A 17139-nucleotide genomic window follows, 5' to 3' on the forward strand; every position below is an offset into this window, starting at 1 on the left:
ATTCCGCCTGCTCCGTTGAGGCTAGATATCCATACAGAAACCTCTCTGTGATCATGATGGTTTGAGACCACCACTCATCTAGGAGAGGTTCCTTATTTTATATACATAATACAATCTACTTAAGTTGTACAAATATCATGCGTGTTAAGGAAGGGTGTTTAGGAATGGTCTCACCGTTTTGGCAAGCGCGTAATTCGTGGTCGCGTCCCAGTTAATGGACCAAGTCATCGCTCCTCGTATATCGGGATATTTAGCAACGGGCTTATAACTTCCACAGCTGTTTCCGGTTGCTAGACAATTGAGGGCATTATTTACGACCGTTGGAGAAACATATCCTCCTCCGGCAGCTGAAGAGGTAGCAGGTACTCCTATTCCCAATTGGGAAGGTGATACCCACTGCAGCGTTAAGTCCGAAAGAGCCGTCAGGAAATCAACCGTGCCTTGGGAATAGCATTTCCCGTCACGTCCTAACATGCATCCAGAATTATAATACTGGACGTTAATTACGGTTGTCATATCCTTCAGATTGTTATATAGCTGCATGTAAGAAGTGTTTGGATTCTGCATGTCTATCGTTTGGGGAGCCATCGTCAGAACAAAATCACTCCCTACTTTTTGTTTTAGTTGGCGGATCGCATTGGTTAAATTAGGTACATTCATGCCATGCTCCAGATCAATGTCTAACCCATCAAGCCCATATTGAGTGATGATTCCGTACATGCTGTTCACAAAGTTCGCTACATTCGGGGAAGGATTATTCAAATTGATGTTCCCTAATTCCCCTCCAATGGATATGATGACCTTCTTACCTTGAGCGCGTTTAGCCTGAATATCCGCGATTAGTTCGGCACTGGTGTACCCGCCAAGAGCTGCGGATAGTGCGGAATCAACGTTGAAAGTGACACCACCAGGGTTAGCAGGATCCATCTCGGCAAACGCTAAAACAATGATGTCGTACTGATCCGGTATATCTCTCACTTTCAATTTGCTGGCGCCATTGACAAAGTTCTGCCAGTACCCTGTCAATATATGCTTCGTCGGCTGGGGACCTCCACCCGTTCCTTCTGAAGTGGTTGCATTGACGATCGCACTGGCAGGAGAAAGATTCCCGGCAGCATCCTTTGCAATGACCTTAAAAGAATATGTTGTGTTCGGTGAGAGACCCGTTATTGTCGCTGTCGTTCCTGTAACAGAGATGGCGAGGGATGTTCCTCGGTATACATCATATCCTGCCACACCTACATTGTCCGTAGATGCTTGCCAGGATAAAGTAACGGTTGAAGAGGTGATTGCGCTTACAATTACATTCGTAGGAGATGTCGGAGCTACTGTATCATTACCTCCACCACCTTGAACAAACTGCCACAATGCAGGAACATTGGGTGGTTCCCATCCGGGTAATGAGGTATGCGATTGAATCGCTTTATACGCCTTCCCGTCGTACGTCACGTTGTCGTTAACGACATAAGATACATGGGGTGCCCAAGCGCCCCGTTCTGCTGCAGAAACTTCAAGGGGAAAAAAGTTCATAATCATAGACATGACGACCATGAAAGGCAATATCATCACTCTCGATTTGTCCAGCAATCTGGATAAATCCCTTTTCATCCATTAATCCCTCCTCAATCATTGATAATTAAACGTTAGCCTATCTTGATGTAAGCCGGCATCACCTCCTTGATGAAAATGATCTTGTTAATTTTTAAAACCATGTCGATGCATTGTTCATACTCAATTTTGATTCTTTTACGTATGTCGTAAGTTGATGAATATGTAAAAAATTTACTTTATATGTTAATCATTATCAATAGCTCAAAAGGATCAATTTGGTGAAAAGAAAAACCACAAGTCGAGTTTTAATCGAATTGTGGTCAGAACATTTCATTTTAACAATTTCATCCAATCTAGGATTTCATAAAAGGACCGAGTGCCCGATCGTCCCAAACCTGCACTTCAATATACCGCTCGGGTCCATGATGTCCGTCTTTGTTCCAATCTTGCGGCCAGCCAAACTCGTCTACAAGTTGAAGGATTTCGTTTTTTACATATACCTTTCCTCTATAAGGCTTGTCGTCTTGATACCGCATGGTCGGAAATAAGTCGCCATAAGTGAAACTCATCATTTCGGGTTGCATATCATCCAGCAGAATCCTGATTTCTTTTCCATTCGGATACCATTCCTTAATCCATTCGCAAGATCCAAGCGTCATGTAATGCGGATATTCTTTTGTTGGTTTGCCGCCTTTGGCCGTGAATAGAGCTCTCGCCCGTACTTCCAGATCGCGACGGATGGTCATATAATCATCCGCACGTTGACTCGCAAACCAATTTTTGTTTTGTTTGAGTCTCCTCTGTACCTGCAACGCTTCTTCGATGGATAACGAGGATAGATTTTGAAAGGGTCCTGTTGCCGCATCATAATAATGATATAGATATAAATCCATGGCGACTGTCCTTTCTTCGTCAACCTATGTTATGGTTTGTTCCAAACTTTAATTACCGCTGTTCATACTCTAGTTTCTTCTTCTCACGATCTATGTAGGCATATATATTTGCGATTTCTTCTTCATAGTTCTCTTGAATTTCAAAATAAGGGACATTCGATGCCGCACACTTTTCACGGAATACATCATGCTCATGAATATACTCGGCAACAGTTCTCTCTTCAGGATACATTCGCGCTTCGATAGCATTGCGGTGTTGAACGATGTTGGATTGGAAATTCTGCCGGATGTACGAGGTGGAGAATCCTAAGAACACGGAAATGATGTGTTCCGAATAGGGCGGCCGAAAATCTTGCAGATGATGAGGCAGTATGTAACAGCCTTCGATGATTAGATTTTGCTTGTTTTCGATGTTTGTCATGATGATCCCTTTGATGATCGGCCATAATTGTGCACCGATATGCTCGGTTGAATCCACCGGCGTGAAACCGCAGTTCATGTCGGCTCTGTACAAGCCCATTTTCAAATGATCGATGGACAGATAAGGCATTTGATACTTTTCAAGTAATTGTTGAGCCATATATGTCTTTCCCGTGCAGCTGTTTCCGCTGATTAATATGATCATTTACATGGCGTCCTCCCTGCATGCTTGATGCTTCGTTCAAATCTCTGGAACGATTTCATGAAGTGTGCTACTCATCGAAAAATCGTAAGACTTCGTTGTTAATTCAAGTATTCTCGACTCATAAATGCAGCCCAGTCCAAACAATGAGAATTCCTCACTTTTCATTGACTACATTTCCAATATCATTTTTTCCTGTGGTTCTCGCCTGTCTTACAAGACGTTGGTCACCAACATCGGTCCCACTTGATCTATCCATTTATGCTCTTGATCGGCCAGCAAGGTTTTCCATCCAAGGTCGATAGCCGGTTTCAGGTTCTTTTCCTGATCATCAACATAAACAACCGTCAGTTCTGAACGTTCGAATTGTTTCACAACATGTTTATAAATTTGCAGATCAGGTTTCCTCAAACCGACTTGATTCGAAATGGTAATGCTCCTAGCATAAGGTTCTACTTTTTCTAATATCGGCTCCAGCCATTCCTTGCAATGATTGCTTAGTACATGGATATCCGCGATTTCGCTCCATTGCGCCAAGTGATTTAATCCAGGAAGCGGTTGCAACGATTGAGTTATTAACTCCCTGGCTTCCTCTTTGTTGATCTGCTTTATTCGCAGGCTCATCCATCCCCAAAACTCATCTTCCTTCATCTTTCCTGTCCATAAGTCTCTACGAACCTCATCAAATTGTACCCTGATATCTTGAAACGAGATTTCGGAGCCCTCCGCTAATGTAAGCCAAAAAGCAGATGAAAAATTACTCACCAATACGCCAGCTAAATCCAATACCAGTTGTGGTTTTGCCGTCATTGTCTCGTCTCCTTTTATATCTTACTGAATTCCTGAGATATATGTATTCGTGTTTACGAGGGACCGTCCGCTTAACACCTCCACGAACTTCGCCTTCCCTTAATCGCAATGCGAATCCGAATTTCGTGGACGTTTCCCACTTACAAACCATGTGTCGAACCGCTAAATCCCCACCATCACATTGCCGCCACATACCGGAATATAAGCCCCTGTAATAAATGATGACAAATCCGAAGCCAGGAATGCCACGGCATTGGCAATCTCCTGGTCCGTTCCGCGGCGATTCAGCGGCACGGAGGCTTCGTAGGAGGCGCTATGCTCGGTACCGTTCTCCCGATCGCGGTCGCTGATCGTCCAGCCGGGCGCGACTTGATTGACGGTGATCCCATGCTCGCCGATTTCTTTCGCGAGTACGCGGTATACGCCGTCCATGCCGCGCTTGCCTGCTACGTAGGCGGATTGACTCGGGAAGTTCTGGATCGAACATTCGGTATTGATGCCGATGAAGCGACCGCTCTTTCGCTCGATCATGGCAGGCACGAAGGCTTTTGCCAAGTAGACGCTTTGCATGACGCAGGATTGGAACTGGCTCTCGTAATCTTCCGGCGCTTGCTCCAAGACAGACGTCCATTGATAGGATTCCACGGCATTCGCAACGATGATATGAGGCAGCATGCCAAAGTGTTCAAGCACTGCATCCCGCATGGCATTCACGGATGCTTGATCCGTCACGTCGGCTTGCACCGTGAACGCGCGTCTGCCCATCGACTCCACCTCGCGCTGAAGCTCTTCCGCCTTGGCTAAGCTTCCCCGATAATGGATAACCACATCGGCGCCGCATTCCGCCAAGGTTCGGACCATGACCCGGCCCAATTGGCCCGCAGCACCGGTGATTAACGCAATTTGATCCGTCAAATTCAACTTCATTGTTCATTCGCTCCTCTACGTTTGACTGGTTATTTTCGCCTATCATACCATAATCATCTACTGCTGGGCATGATAAAAAGACCGGAAGCTACCTCCCGGTCCTCGCCTCTTTCATTTAACATCCAAACAGCAAGCGCTCATCTGCTAGACGAGCTATCTACCGTTTAAGGTTCAAAACCCTTCTGACTGACAAATAGCTGCTCTTCCGGAAACGCCCTGCTGAATCGATCGTACACCACCTGATAGGCGGCGGGATCATACCATTCTTCCAGACCAAGCTCCTCATACAACGCCTGAACGGGCAGCCGTTTCGTACGTTTGCCTCCGCTGCCGTCCCCCATGAAATAATCGTCGATGCACACGCGATTGACGAGCGGTTTGAGGATCTGAGGAAATGCCTCCGTGCTTGGAAGGACGGGAGCAACCGCTGCTTGCGTCGGTATTCCTGCGTTTCTCAGCAGCTCAAGGGTTTTCAATCTGGCTTGGATCGGCGGAGCGGAAGGCGTAAAATGCTTGCGAATATCCTCTCGATCGGTCTCGACCGTCATGCTTACCCGCACGCGCGCTCCTAACTGCTGCAGCAAATCGATATCCCGTCGGACCAACGGACTGCGAGTCTGCACCAGCAGGAAATCCGGCGGCTCGCTTACCATGGCCTCCAGCATGGCACGGGTCACTTCTTCCTTGGCCTCAATCGGCTGATAGGGATCGGTACTGGATGACATGAAGATCGTGACGGGCCCCTTGGACTTGGCACGCTTCAGTTCTTTACGCAGAATGGCAGCAGATTCGAGCTTAACGTCAACCCAACTCCCCCATTCCTGATTTCGGAATATCGAAACCGGCATTTGCCGGACGTAGCAGTAGGAGCAAGCGAAGGTACAGCCTGTATACGGATTCAAGGTATGGCTGTATCCATTCAGGAAGCCGGTTCCTTTATTGAGCAGGGTCTTCGGCGTTTTATAAAGCACTTCATGTTTCACCTGGGACACCTCATTCCTATACTTTCTTCTATTATACGACTTCCCTCCTCTCATAACGAATGAGTGAATGCGCACCCAGCTCCTTTACTTCGCGTCATGAAAAATAATTCCCAAGCTGTATCTTGTCCCCGACGTGACCGTGCTGACGCCATGCCGGAGCGTAGTCCGGTAATATCCCCTTGTTCCCTGCACCGGACGATGGTTGGTCGGAAAGATCAGTCCCGCTCCCTGATCCAAGGCGATCGCATGTCCCCGGCTCTGTGCCCGCGGCCGCTGCTCCACCAGCAGAAACTCCCCGCCCGTGTAATCGACTTCCTTATCATTCAGGACAAAGACCGCTTGGAACGGAAAGAACTCATCCCCGTACAAATCCTGATGCAGGCAATTATATCCGCCTTGTTCATATTTTAAAATCAGCGGCGTTGACCGCTCCTGACCTTGAGCATGACACATCCCCAGAAACTCATCCAGACTTGCCGGATACTTCTCTTCATGCCCTAGCCGGTTCAACCAGCGGTTCGCCGTCAGCGCAAGTTCAGGATACAAGCCTTCCCGAAGCTGCTGCAGCGTTTCGGGAAGCGGCGCCTGATAATATTTGTACTCCCCCAGTCCGAACCGGTGCCTGGCCATTTGGATCGTGCTGCGAAAACGCTGCTCTTCCGTATACGTGCCTATGATCTCTGCGCATTCCTCGGGCAAGAGCAGCTTGGGAATGACCGCATATCCCTGTTCATCCAAAGCTGCCTGTACGGCAGGCCAATCCAGATTCTTTATGCGCTGCAGCAAAGGATTAGGCATACTCCTTCGTCTCCCTCACGGAGACGTTCATTCGCTCCAATTGCAGCAATCTTGTTTTCATTTCAAGTCCCCCGCGATATCCCGTCAATGCGCCGCTTTTGCCGATTACCCGATGACAAGGCACGGTGATAAGCAGCGGGTTCGCCCCGATAGCCGCACCAACAGCACGCATAGCCGCCGGCTTGCCGATCTGATGCGCAATGTCAGAATACGTGAAGGTTTGCCCATACGGGATCTGGCACAGTGCATCCCATACCGCCATCTGGAAATCGGTACCCTTGTAATCCATTGCGAACTCAAACCGTTCCCGTTTCCCCTGTAAATAGTCCGCCAGCTCGGCGGCATATGGCTGCATGCCCTTATCATTCTGGAATAGTTCACAGCCAGGAAATTTCGCGTTCACCCATTCCTCCAGCTCTTTAAACGGTTTATCCGGTGATCCGATGTAGCATAAACCTTGCGGCGTGGCCGCGATATATATGTTCCAGTCCTCATGCCGCAATCGTGTCCAGCTAATGATTGAATGATTAGATTTCATGATTATGCACCTCCGCACTCGTATTGTTCATATATTGCCCTCGATAGCTTAGGGGGGTCATCCCCGTCTTCTTCTTAAACAGCGTGATAAAATAAGCCGTGTTCTCGATGCCCACTTGATGGCCGACATCCGAAATAGCCAGGCTGGTATTCGCAAGAAGCTCTTTGGCCTTGCCGATCCGGTAATCCTGAATGTATTCCATCGGAGTCTGCCCTTTGACCCGCTTAAAAATCCGGTGCAGATGGTACGGACTGCCGTGGCTTACATCCGCCAAGACATCCAGCGTCAAATGATCCGTATAGTGCGCATCGATATACTCGGCAACGAGTTCGATCCATTCGTGGTCCGGCAGGCGCTCGCCGGTCGGCTTGCACCTTTTGCATGGCCGGAAGCGCTCGGCCCTCGCTTCATCCGCCGATTGAAACACGCGCACATTTTCAAACTTCGGGGGCCTGGATTTGCAGGATGGCCTACAGAAGATTTTCGTCGTCTGCACCGCGTAGAAAAATTGGCCGTCACTGTCCTTGTCATTGTCGATAATGGCTTTCCACTGGGCTTCGGTCGGTTGTATCCGGTTTGCCACGTTTCCTCACCTCCGCTAACATTATAACCACAGGAAGATCCGGTTGTACGCTTTTTGGAATATAAGAGCAAGATAACAAAATTATGAGGTCCGCGTTTATGGTACAACTAGTATAGAGTAGATCAGGAACGAAAGGAAACGATGATCATGCATGAACAGGACCACAATCGCGGCGACAAGCCGTATACCATGGAACAACAACAACGGCTTCCCAAGGACAGCTGGGAGGATCATATCCATACGCTAAAGCTATTCGTGCCGAAGGAATTCAGCTTTCAGGAGAACCTCAATTATTTGCAAAGATCGCCGAATGAATGTCTCTTTACGATTCGGAACGACAGCATCTACCGGGCGATCGCGCTTGAAGATGACGTTGCCGTGATCGAAGTCAGCGCCAGGAATCAAGAGCAAGCGATTCTGGTTCGATTTTTGGGGAATACCACCCCGACCGAACCAAGCAAGCGGGCGGAGGTAGCCATTTATGTCCGGGACTGGTTCGATCTAAACACCGATTTAGTGCCGTTCTATTCGATGGCCGAGACCGATCCCCTGCTCAGTCAAGCCGTCCAGTCCTTCTACGGGCTTCGCAACATGGGCATTCCGGATCTGTTCGAGGCTTTATGCTGGGGCATTCTGGGACAGCAGATTAACCTGGCTTACGCGTATACGCTAAAAAGGCGTTTCGTCGAGGCCTTCGGCAGACGTTTCGAGTGTGAAGGCGAGGTTTACTTGATGTTTCCAAGGCCTGAGGACATCGCGCCGCTGCGTGTTGAAGATCTTGGTGGACTTCGGATGACCGTGAAAAAATGCGAGTATCTCCTCGGAGTAGCTGGGCTTATGACGGATGGAAAATTAACGAAAGAACTGCTGCTGGAAGCTGGCAGCTTAAAGAAAGCGGAGAAACAACTGGTCGGCATCCGCGGCATCGGGCCGTGGACGGCCAATTATGTGCTGATGCGCTGTTTGCGAATGCCGGCGGCTTTTCCCATCGATGATGTGGGACTGCATAATGCCATCAAACATCTGCTAGGCCTAGAGGCGAAGCCGACGAAGAGGGAGATTCTGGAGCTGTCCGCAGGATGGGCGAACTGGGAATCCTACGCCACTTTTTATCTGTGGAGGTTTCTCTACTAACAAGTCCACACAAAATAAAGAGGACGTCTCCCTCTTCTGCCATACAACAGACAGCTGGGAGACCTCCCCTATGATCACTTCATGGATCGGAGACTGCTATTCAATGAAATACAGTTTACCGTCAACCTCAAGCGAAATGGCAGATTGCGAAAGATCATCCTTGAGCTTCTTCGCATAGTCCACCACTTGATTGAGCGAATCCTTGTCGAGTTTCTCGGCAAAAGCGTACACGATGGTTACTTTTTCCTTGATCAAGGTTTTGTTGTTATCCACCCAAGCCCCTTCGCCCGGTATTGCCGTTGCCCCGCCAAACCAGCCGGACAGCTTCGTCAACGCTTGATCGACAAACTTCTGGTGAGCCGCATCCGTGATGGGAATATCCCCCTTTACGGTGGAAGGCACGTAAATCTTCACGACGTGATCCAAGTGGAACTGATTGTTCAGGGCGCTCTGCGTAATGGCCGTTGCCGTCGGATTGCCCTCTGCGCTAAAAGACTGCTGAACCGGTACTACGATAAGCGTTAACAATAATGCCGCTGCAAATGCGATTAGCCAACCTTTTCTTTTCATGTCCATTTCTCCCTTATGTATATATAGTTTCGTGTCCGTACGGAGTCAGCAGAGTTTCAGTTGTTAAATACACTTCTTGCCATCTGTACGGTACAAACTAGCACATATTATATACTGACCTTTGCGTATCAGCTATGGGACGTACGGATTATATTATGCAAAATCATGTAAAAAAGCCGATATTCCCGATGAACAAACTTAGGGAATTCAGCTTTGGTCAACTAACTTCTTATTTTATTGTCCCGATCCAGGATAAACTCTCCACCGTTCGATGATCCATGCTGCCGTTCAATATGGCTTGCACGTCATGCAGCGCCTCTTGCAAGTGGACACGCTCGCCTGGCAGTCCGGTATAAGCTTCAGCAACGTAAAAAGGCTGCGTTAGATAAGCTTCGAGCCGTTCTCCCCGCTCATAAACCTCCATTTCGGATGACGGAATGGCCTCCAATCCTCGTACTTGAACCAGCGAACGCAGCTCCCGATAGCGGCGAAGCAGCTTCTGGGCCCGCTGTTGGACCGCTAAGTGAGCCTGATCCAGATGAACGCCTTCTAATACGGAAGAGGTGGAATATAAGGGGTTCACGGCAGGAAACAGATGTCTTGCCGCCAGATCGGCATCGAAATACCACAGCGTCTCCAGTGGCCCATAAGGCATGTCTTCATCAACAACCGCACCTTTGAGGTCCACAAGAAAAGTCGTGATCTGCTGCATGCCTTCCTGTTGAAAACGTTCCTGAAGATCATAGATTTTGCCGGTTAAGACATGCTCCCGATCCGCGGCAAACACAATTTCTTTATCGGTATTCGCATGCGATACGATAGAATAGATTTCTTCTATTGAAGAAGCAACCCGCTCTACGTCATTCAGCATATCCTGCAGCTCCGGGTAGTTCCCTTCCGGCTTCAGGAGAATCGTCATATACCCTTCCTGCTTGAAGTGATGAAACAACTCCCCGAGCAGCACCAGCTGCCCCATACCGGGACGAGCTACCAGCCCGACGGTACCGCCTTTTGCCAGAGGAGCGAATAGATCAAGAGGCTTAATGCCCGTTTCGATCATCTCCACGCTTTCCCCGCGCAGGATCAGTTCGTCAAGGCTGCATTTCGCCAAGGCTGCCAGCGCGGCAATGGTGCGAACTTCCGCCCGGCCTACGGGTATTTTTCCCGTACATAGATTGGAAACCGTGGCGGGCCGCAATCCAACGGATTTGGCCGCGCTGGTGAGGTTCGGAACCCTTTGTCGTAATAGTGATACATTCAGCTTCAGATTGTCCAAGTCCGTACACCCTTTTTGTGATAGTTTATTGATTTCTTCTTAATCTCTCTCAGAAAAGAGTCTGCGGTGCGAACAAACTCGTCCGCATCCGGTTCGAAAATATTATGATCATGCTGCTCGAATTCCACGATTCGTGCCTGAGGCAGCGATAGCTTATATTGTTCCACTGCTTCTAATGATAACCCGGGATTAGGTTTTACGCCACGTATAATGAGAACAGGGCATGTGAATCGGGACAGGTCGCTCCAAAATTCTACCTTCGCGGAATCCTTCTGCAGGGCATGCAGGGCCGATGGTTTCATCCGGTCGAATAGCTTCTTCCCTCTCCAAGGCGGCAGCGTTGCAAAGAAATCCTCCCATCCCGCTGGCAGCTGGGTATGTATCGCCGGATAGTCTCCGATGATCAGACCTTCAATGCGTTTCGGGTTCCGAATGGCATAACCTAATTGATAGGCTACCCCTCGTGAGTACCCCATGAGTACGAACTGTTCCAGTTCAAGATGGTGAATGGCCGCATCCAGATCGCTGATATGATTCTCAAGCGTGTATCCCGAATCAGGAGAATCACTTTGGCCACGGCCTCGGAGCGTAATGACAACGATATGCCTGGGCGACAGCGTTACCATTTTTTCCATAATGTCGATATAATCCTCGGCCGACTCGGAAAGGCCCGGGATGATAACCAGTGAGCTTTGTTCATTCCTAAGTTCCCGATGTACCTCCGTCACATGAATATGTACCCCATGGTTATTGACCATCGTTTCGTATAACTGCATGCATGAGCCCTCCTATAAAATCGACATTTAAAATATGAAGTTTAATCATCGGGATATCTCCCTTTTCAGTCGCTGAGCCAACACTTGGTGCATTCTTTCACCTCAACGCGCCAAAAGGCAAAAATGCATGCACACCCTTCAGGATATTCACGATCTGGGTTACTCTCAGATCCACCGTCAAGGTGGCGTATGCGTACGCCTCCGTTCTCGAAATGGAATAAAGCTCTGTCATGAGATCCAGCATCCCGCTCAAGCAATCCACATCGCTTCGTCCAGGTCCTCGTGGAATCCCATCGTTAGCCAACCGATACTCGTCTTTGCTCTGGGCATCTTAATGGGCATGTCGTCACGGACATGAAAGGTTAGGCTCACCTTCTCCATGGGACATTCCAAAGCGGGACCGCTAACTTCGCCGTCGCCTTGAGCCGCATGTCCATCCCCTGTTGAGAACAGCCCGCCATCTACCGGAATCGGCAGATACAAGGTGCTCCCGGCGGTTAATTCTTTGCAATCGAGATTTCCTCCATAAGGGCGCGGCACAAAAGTCGTATGCTGACCTTCTTCCTCCGGCGGCATGCCCATAATCCCCATGAATGGCTTCAGTCCGACGCTATACTTGAAATTTTCGAACTGACTCCTGCCAGTCATTGTTTTGGCATCCAATTCAAAGTCCAATGTCATTTCCTGGGTATCGGTCATGCCCAGCTTCTCGTTCCAATAGCTTGGAAACCCTCCGGCAGAGGTCCAACCCCACGGCCCGGGAACGACCTCGTTGATCTGAACCTCCAAGGTATGCCCCGGTTGAGCCCCTTGGATATGCACGGGACCCAATAAGGCATGCCCGAACTGCTTCTCCACCCGCTCCGGCGCACGCTCCGTAAACTTCGTTCTCGGCGCTCCCGGAGCAGAGCGCTTCGCAAGTCCCCATCCCGCATCCAAGGTTCGATACACCACGGTATCCCCGGACTGAATATACAGGGCCGGTTCCAGCTCCTTGCTAAAAAATCCGTGAAGCGTGTGAATATCCGGTTGAAGACTATGGATTGTTGACATCCGTTTCTCTCCCTTCACACACATGATCAGAGTGCCCATTTATCTTAACCCCCTCACTCTGTTACTTTATAAAGTATTTTAAATTACTCTATATGTCAACAATTATTTACTTCTAAGAGTAATAATAATTACTTCAAATAATATTCCCGCACTCATTGCAGCCTATAAAATCCTGGGCACACAACAAAGTCCCCAACCCGATCACGCAAGCGTGAAGGTTGGGGACTTTAGGTTGTTTGAGCCGAGAAGCTATAAACGAAGAACTACGTTAGTTAGAGCATGTCATTCATCGAGGAGCACGCCATCCTTATCATAAAACTTATAATCCCTTAATGTATACGATTGCTCATCAGACGGCGGTAATTCGATATATGATGCATGCGAGCGATAGGGAGCGAATGTTTGTTCAAACAGTTCCCCATTGATCTTGACCTGCATTTTGGCGATCGGGCTCGCCGCACTAGTTACGATCATGATTCGTTTAGCAATAACACCGTCTCTATATAACTTCCCGATCGTCATTATCGGGGAGCTGCGGGAAAGGCGCATGCGGCTCGGCCTGATACCAGAACGCCGTCGATGCAATATCGCTCTGCTGCGGCAGGTATCTGCCTCCGGACCTCCAGCCGAGATCCTGGATCGTGACGCGAAGATCGCTTTGGAAGCGGATCGGATCCATGACATGCCATCGATACATGCCGAAGCGCTGCTGGCTGCGATATAATCCGTCCGGCTTCAGCACTTGGTGCATCCCCAGATAAGGCGTCGAGTAGGTTCGGTACGTACCGATCGGCTGTTCCCAGTTCCAAGCTCCGCCGAAATAATCCTCCGTTCCCGTACCGCAGATGGTCGGGTAATCCTGGTCCCCGTCCATATAAAACTTGATCTCCCCTTCGCCCCACCAGCCGCTGTTGTTCACCTGCCAGGCAAGGTAAGTCCCTACATAGTGCCCCTGTCCCTTCACGCCATCCAGGATCGTGTAAACGTCCTTATAAGGAACGGGATTCGTTCTCCGCCACTGTGCATGAAAATAAGCCTCGTCTTCGGGGATGTCCGTCAGGGTATAGTCGATTTGGTAGTAAAGGACCGCCTTTTCCGGCGCGCGATTCTCCATCGTCAATCGGGCTTGCTTGCGAAAAGGCATCTGCCAGTAACTGTTCATGCCGCCGGCCGGATTGACGGCAACCGGAATCGAATTGACATCGCTTCGTTCACCCCACCCGTTACAGAACAAATCACCCACTGGAACCTCAACCGAAGGGTCCTGCTCTTCGTCCCAATACATGCGGATAATCAGATTGCGCCACAGCGACGGATGACAGGTCAGCCAAATATGCTGAATGGCCCCAGGGCCTTGAATGTCACCCATGGTAAAGGTTTCTCCCGGCATAATCTCCACGGAAGGAGACACCTTCCATCCCGCGCCCAAATCCCTGGAAGCAGCTGCACCAGTGCCTTCGGTGGCCATGCCCCCTTTTCCTTTCTCGCCGGTGAAATTCTCCGCGCTGATGGATCTCGTCTGCGCATTGGACAGCCGGGATAAATTTCCGAGGTGCATATTGAGTCCGTTAAAGTTCGTCATTAGTCATCGCTCCTTCAATTCGTGATATCGTATCCGCACCGCAACCCTTTTTGTTTAAGAAAGGACACACCAGAGGGGAACCCGATCGTTCATTAAGGTCATAAGCTGCTTCTTAATGACTTCAAACGCTTCATGACTCCATTCTCGCCTCTACCCAAATAATCATGAAGCTCTTTATACTCTTTGTATAACTGGTCATACACCCGTACATGCGCTTCGATAGGCTTGAATGTTTCTTCCCGGACGCGGGCCATCGCTTTTGAAGCCTCCACAATGTTGTCATATCCTCCCTGCTCTTTGCCTGCCGCCACCGCACCGAACATGGCAGCGCCGAAAGCGGCCGTCTGGACGGTGTCTGCAACCTTGATTTCTTTGCCGGTTACATCGGCATAAATCTGCATCAACAGCCGGTTTCGCTGCGGCAATCCGCCGCAAGCATAAAGCTCTTGGACTTCTACGCCGCTATCGGTAAACGCGTCGATAATCGCCCGCGTTCCAAAGGCTGTGGCTTCCAGCAGCGCACGATATATTTCCGCCGGCTTGGTCTGCAAGGTCAAGCCAAGCATGACGCCGCTGAGATCGGCATCCATCAGCACGGAACGGTTTCCGTTCCACCAGTCCAGTGCGAGCAATCCGCTCTGGCCAGGAGCATATTGGGCCGCTTCCTTCTCCAGCCACTCATGAATGCCAAGCCGCTCATCGGCAGCCTTGCGGCGAACGTATTCCGGAACAGCTTCATCCACATACCAGGCGAATATATCGCCTACGGCCGATTGTCCTGCCTCATACCCGTAATAGCCGGGAATGATCCCATCCTCGACGACGCCGCAGATGCCTTGGCCCGTCACTTCCTTGTCGCTTAATATCAAGTGACAAGTGGAGGTTCCCATGGCGAGCACCAGCTTCCCCGGGGTTACGACGCTGACGGCCGGTACCATGGCATGGGCATCGATGTTGGCTACGGCTACCGCGGTTCCCGGCAGAAGCCCCGTCATCGCCGCCATACTTTCGGTTAATCCGCCTGCTTTCGAACCCAGGGGCTTGATGGAACCTCTCAGCTTGGTCTCGACGAGATTTCCGAACCTCGGATCAAGCGAATGCAGGAACGCCTTGGACGGATAACCTTCCCGTTTATGCCAATTGGCTTTGTAACCTGCGGTGCAGCTGCTCCGCGCGAGCTGGCCTGTCAATTGCATGACCACCCAATCGGCAGCTTCCATGAACAATACCGCCTGTTCATACAGCTCGGGAGCTTCATTCAGAATCTGCAAAGACTTCGCAAGCATCCACTCGGAGGACAGCTTTCCTCCATAACGCGCAAGAAATTTCTCCCCCCGCGAAGCCGCGGCTTCGTTGATCCGATTCGCTTCATCCTGCGCTGCGTGATGCTTCCACAGCTTTACCCAGCTGTGCGGATGGTCCCTCCATTCTTCCGTCAAACAGAGCGGGGTGCCGCCTGCATCCAGCGGCATCATCGTGCATGCCGTAAAATCGATGCCAATGCCGATAATTTGTTCAGGCGAAACCTCAGCCTCCGACAACACGCGGGGGATGGATTGCGCAAGAACCTCCATGTAGTCCCCCGGATGCTGCAGCGCCCAATCCCGTTCCAGCTTCAAGCCAGAGTGAACCAGCACCTCGTCCATAACTCCGTGCGTATATGGCGTCACATACGTTGCAATTTCTTGACCTGTCGAGATATCGACGAGCAGGGCCCTGCCCGATTCCGTGCCGAAATCAACCCCGATGGCATATAACTGTTTCATGTCGTCTGCCTCCTATGTATACAAAGGGCCATGAGCTGCGCATGCCCTGTAACCGTTGGATCCGGCTCCAGTCCGTCAAAAAGTTCCGGAGCTTGGTCCATTCGATCGATCAGTTCAGCTGTTTGACTTCATTGCTGTATATTTCATAAGCCGGTGGATCCTGCCGGACTTCTTCCCGTATTCGGCTTAGAAGGATTTCTCCGGCCTTGATTCCCATATCGTAGGGATGCTGCTCCATGTAGTAGAGCCCCGATTCCTTGAGTAAAGGCCCGGCTTCCACCTCGCCAAAAGAAGCTACTGCCATGTCGGCAGGAATCTTCAGGCCGCTGCGCACAATCTCGAGCAGGACGCCAAGGCTCATGCGGTTATTCAGGGAAATGATGGCGGTTGGCCTGCGTTCTGCGTTCAGAAATTGCTGAACTGCCCGGATTCCGTCCTCCGTGGAAAAATCTCCGTTATACACCATGGGGCCCTCGTTCAGGCCAAATGCCTTCATCGCGTTCCGGACGCCTTCAAGACGTTCCCTCCCCGTGCTTGATCTCGTTGGCCCGTTAACTACGCCGATAGCCGTATGTCCTTCCTCCAGCAGCTTCCGGGTTAGGCGCGAGGCTCCCTCGGTATTGTCCTCGGCTACCAGATCGAGCATCGATCCTGTTTCCGGCGAGTCCAGCTTCCTGTCCACGAGCACGATCGGCATGTTGGAATCCGCGATCTGCTTGATCGCCGGGTCGTTCCCGCCTGACGTTGCCAATACGACGGCATCCACGCGCTTTTCCTGCAGAAGCTTTAGCAATCGTCTCTCCTTCTCCGGGTTTTCGTCCGAGCTGCAAAATATTAACTGAAAGCCTTCTTTGCCTACAATATCCTCAACGCCTCGGGATATGCCCATGAAATAGGGGTTAGAAATATCGGGCACGATCACGCCGATCATGTACGTCCGGTCCTGCTTCAGGCTGCGTGCGATGGCGCTTGGACGATAATTCAACCGGTTCACGGCCGCCATCACCCGCTCTTTAATTTCTTCGCTTACGTAATCGCTGTTGTTAAGCACTCTTGAAACGGTTGCCGTTGATACTTCTGCTGCCGCTGCTACTTGTTTAATCGTTGCTTTTGCCAATCATCGTTCACCTCAAAATATCATCCTGATTCCTGTATGTAATCGATTACGTAAACGATTACATACACAGAGTACAAGAAGGGACATGCTGCTGTCAACCCTCTTTTTAGAATTTTCCGGAAATACAGATCCGGGCGGAACGAATCGTTTGGCAGCAGGA

General features: G+C 50.1%; 19 protein-coding genes. 1 reads left to right on the forward strand and 18 read right to left on the reverse strand.

Translation table 11 applies throughout. The features are described from left to right. Positions 1–144 precede the first annotated feature (144 nt). From MHI43_RS19145 to MHI43_RS19185, 9 genes are all read right to left on the reverse strand, one after another. Positions 145–1608 (reverse strand): glycosyl hydrolase family 18 protein, encoded by a 1464-nt coding sequence (locus MHI43_RS19145; RefSeq protein ID WP_036661163.1) that lies wholly within the window; start codon positions 1606–1608, stop codon positions 145–147. Positions 1609–1904: 296 nt separating this feature from the next. Further along, positions 1905–2444 (reverse strand): hypothetical protein, encoded by a 540-nt coding sequence (locus tag MHI43_RS19150; protein ID WP_036661164.1) that lies wholly within the window; start codon positions 2442–2444, stop codon positions 1905–1907. Between the two features lie 52 nt (positions 2445–2496). Beyond that, positions 2497–3024 carry a 2-phosphoglycerate kinase gene (locus MHI43_RS19155; protein WP_235201699.1) on the reverse strand — a complete coding sequence of 176 codons (528 nt, stop codon included), beginning with the start codon at positions 3022–3024 and terminating at the stop codon, positions 2497–2499. A gap of 255 nt (positions 3025–3279) precedes the next feature. Next, complete coding sequence (locus MHI43_RS19160; RefSeq protein ID WP_036661168.1) at positions 3280–3876, reverse strand: HAD-IA family hydrolase; 597 nt, start codon at positions 3874–3876, stop codon at positions 3280–3282. Positions 3877–4038: 162 nt separating this feature from the next. Continuing rightward, on the reverse strand, positions 4039–4803 hold the full coding sequence (locus MHI43_RS19165; RefSeq protein WP_015735978.1) for an SDR family oxidoreductase: 765 nt from the start codon (positions 4801–4803) through the stop codon (positions 4039–4041). Between the two features lie 164 nt (positions 4804–4967). Beyond that, the gene (locus MHI43_RS19170; RefSeq protein ID WP_036661628.1) at positions 4968–5786 is read right to left on the reverse strand and encodes a radical SAM protein; all 819 of its coding nucleotides are present in this window, start codon (positions 5784–5786) and stop codon (positions 4968–4970) included. Between the two features lie 84 nt (positions 5787–5870). After that, positions 5871–6584, reverse strand: a complete 714-nt coding sequence (locus MHI43_RS19175) for a 2OG-Fe(II) oxygenase (protein ID WP_015735980.1) — start codon at positions 6582–6584, stop codon at positions 5871–5873. Next, positions 6577–7122: a methylated-DNA--[protein]-cysteine S-methyltransferase gene (locus tag MHI43_RS19180; RefSeq protein ID WP_015735981.1), complete on the reverse strand. Its 546-nt coding sequence runs from the start codon at positions 7120–7122 to the stop codon at positions 6577–6579. Before MHI43_RS19180 ends, MHI43_RS19175 begins: the two co-directional genes overlap by 8 nt. After that, a complete protein-coding gene (locus MHI43_RS19185; protein WP_015735982.1) occupies positions 7112–7705 on the reverse strand; it encodes a bifunctional transcriptional activator/DNA repair enzyme AdaA in 594 nt (197 codons plus the stop codon). Before MHI43_RS19185 ends, MHI43_RS19180 begins: the two co-directional genes overlap by 11 nt. Positions 7706–7852: 147 nt before the next feature. Here MHI43_RS19185 and MHI43_RS19190 point away from each other — a divergent pair, with 147 nt between their 5' ends. Further along, complete coding sequence (locus MHI43_RS19190) at positions 7853–8839, forward strand: DNA-3-methyladenine glycosylase (protein ID WP_285857304.1); 987 nt, start codon at positions 7853–7855, stop codon at positions 8837–8839. A 96-nt stretch (positions 8840–8935) separates the two neighbouring features. Here MHI43_RS19190 and MHI43_RS19195 read toward each other — a convergent pair whose 3' ends face one another. The 9 genes from MHI43_RS19195 to MHI43_RS19235 all read right to left on the reverse strand — a co-directional run bounded on the left by MHI43_RS19195 (position 8936) and on the right by MHI43_RS19235 (position 16979). After that, positions 8936–9409, reverse strand: a complete 474-nt coding sequence (locus MHI43_RS19195) for a hypothetical protein (RefSeq protein ID WP_015735984.1) — start codon at positions 9407–9409, stop codon at positions 8936–8938. A gap of 229 nt (positions 9410–9638) precedes the next feature. Next, the gene (locus MHI43_RS19200) at positions 9639–10685 is read right to left on the reverse strand and encodes an ATP synthase subunit B (RefSeq protein ID WP_015735985.1); all 1047 of its coding nucleotides are present in this window, start codon (positions 10683–10685) and stop codon (positions 9639–9641) included. Further along, complete coding sequence (locus MHI43_RS19205) at positions 10673–11461, reverse strand: alpha/beta hydrolase (protein WP_015735986.1); 789 nt, start codon at positions 11459–11461, stop codon at positions 10673–10675. Before MHI43_RS19205 ends, MHI43_RS19200 begins: the two co-directional genes overlap by 13 nt. A 97-nt stretch (positions 11462–11558) precedes the next feature. Next, the gene (locus MHI43_RS19210; RefSeq protein ID WP_327196870.1) at positions 11559–11693 is read right to left on the reverse strand and encodes a hypothetical protein; all 135 of its coding nucleotides are present in this window, start codon (positions 11691–11693) and stop codon (positions 11559–11561) included. Positions 11694–11710: 17 nt separating this feature from the next. Further along, positions 11711–12514 carry an acetamidase/formamidase family protein gene (locus MHI43_RS19215; protein ID WP_327196871.1) on the reverse strand — a complete coding sequence of 268 codons (804 nt, stop codon included), beginning with the start codon at positions 12512–12514 and terminating at the stop codon, positions 11711–11713. Between the two features lie 282 nt (positions 12515–12796). Next, on the reverse strand, positions 12797–12988 hold the full coding sequence (locus MHI43_RS19220) for a hypothetical protein (RefSeq protein WP_036661169.1): 192 nt from the start codon (positions 12986–12988) through the stop codon (positions 12797–12799). Positions 12989–13013: 25 nt separating this feature from the next. Next, the gene (locus MHI43_RS19225) at positions 13014–14096 is read right to left on the reverse strand and encodes a glycoside hydrolase family 172 protein (protein ID WP_036661171.1); all 1083 of its coding nucleotides are present in this window, start codon (positions 14094–14096) and stop codon (positions 13014–13016) included. 98 nt (positions 14097–14194) lie between these two features. Further along, the gene (locus tag MHI43_RS19230; protein WP_036661173.1) at positions 14195–15862 is read right to left on the reverse strand and encodes a ribulokinase; all 1668 of its coding nucleotides are present in this window, start codon (positions 15860–15862) and stop codon (positions 14195–14197) included. 109 nt (positions 15863–15971) lie between these two features. Continuing rightward, positions 15972–16979 carry a LacI family DNA-binding transcriptional regulator gene (locus MHI43_RS19235; protein WP_036661175.1) on the reverse strand — a complete coding sequence of 336 codons (1008 nt, stop codon included), beginning with the start codon at positions 16977–16979 and terminating at the stop codon, positions 15972–15974. Between the last annotated feature and the right edge of the window lie 160 nt (positions 16980–17139).

Source organism: Paenibacillus sp. FSL H8-0457 (genome assembly GCF_038051935.1).
GTDB classification, from domain to species: Bacteria; Bacillota; Bacilli; order Paenibacillales; family Paenibacillaceae; genus Paenibacillus_AQ; species Paenibacillus_AQ lautus_A.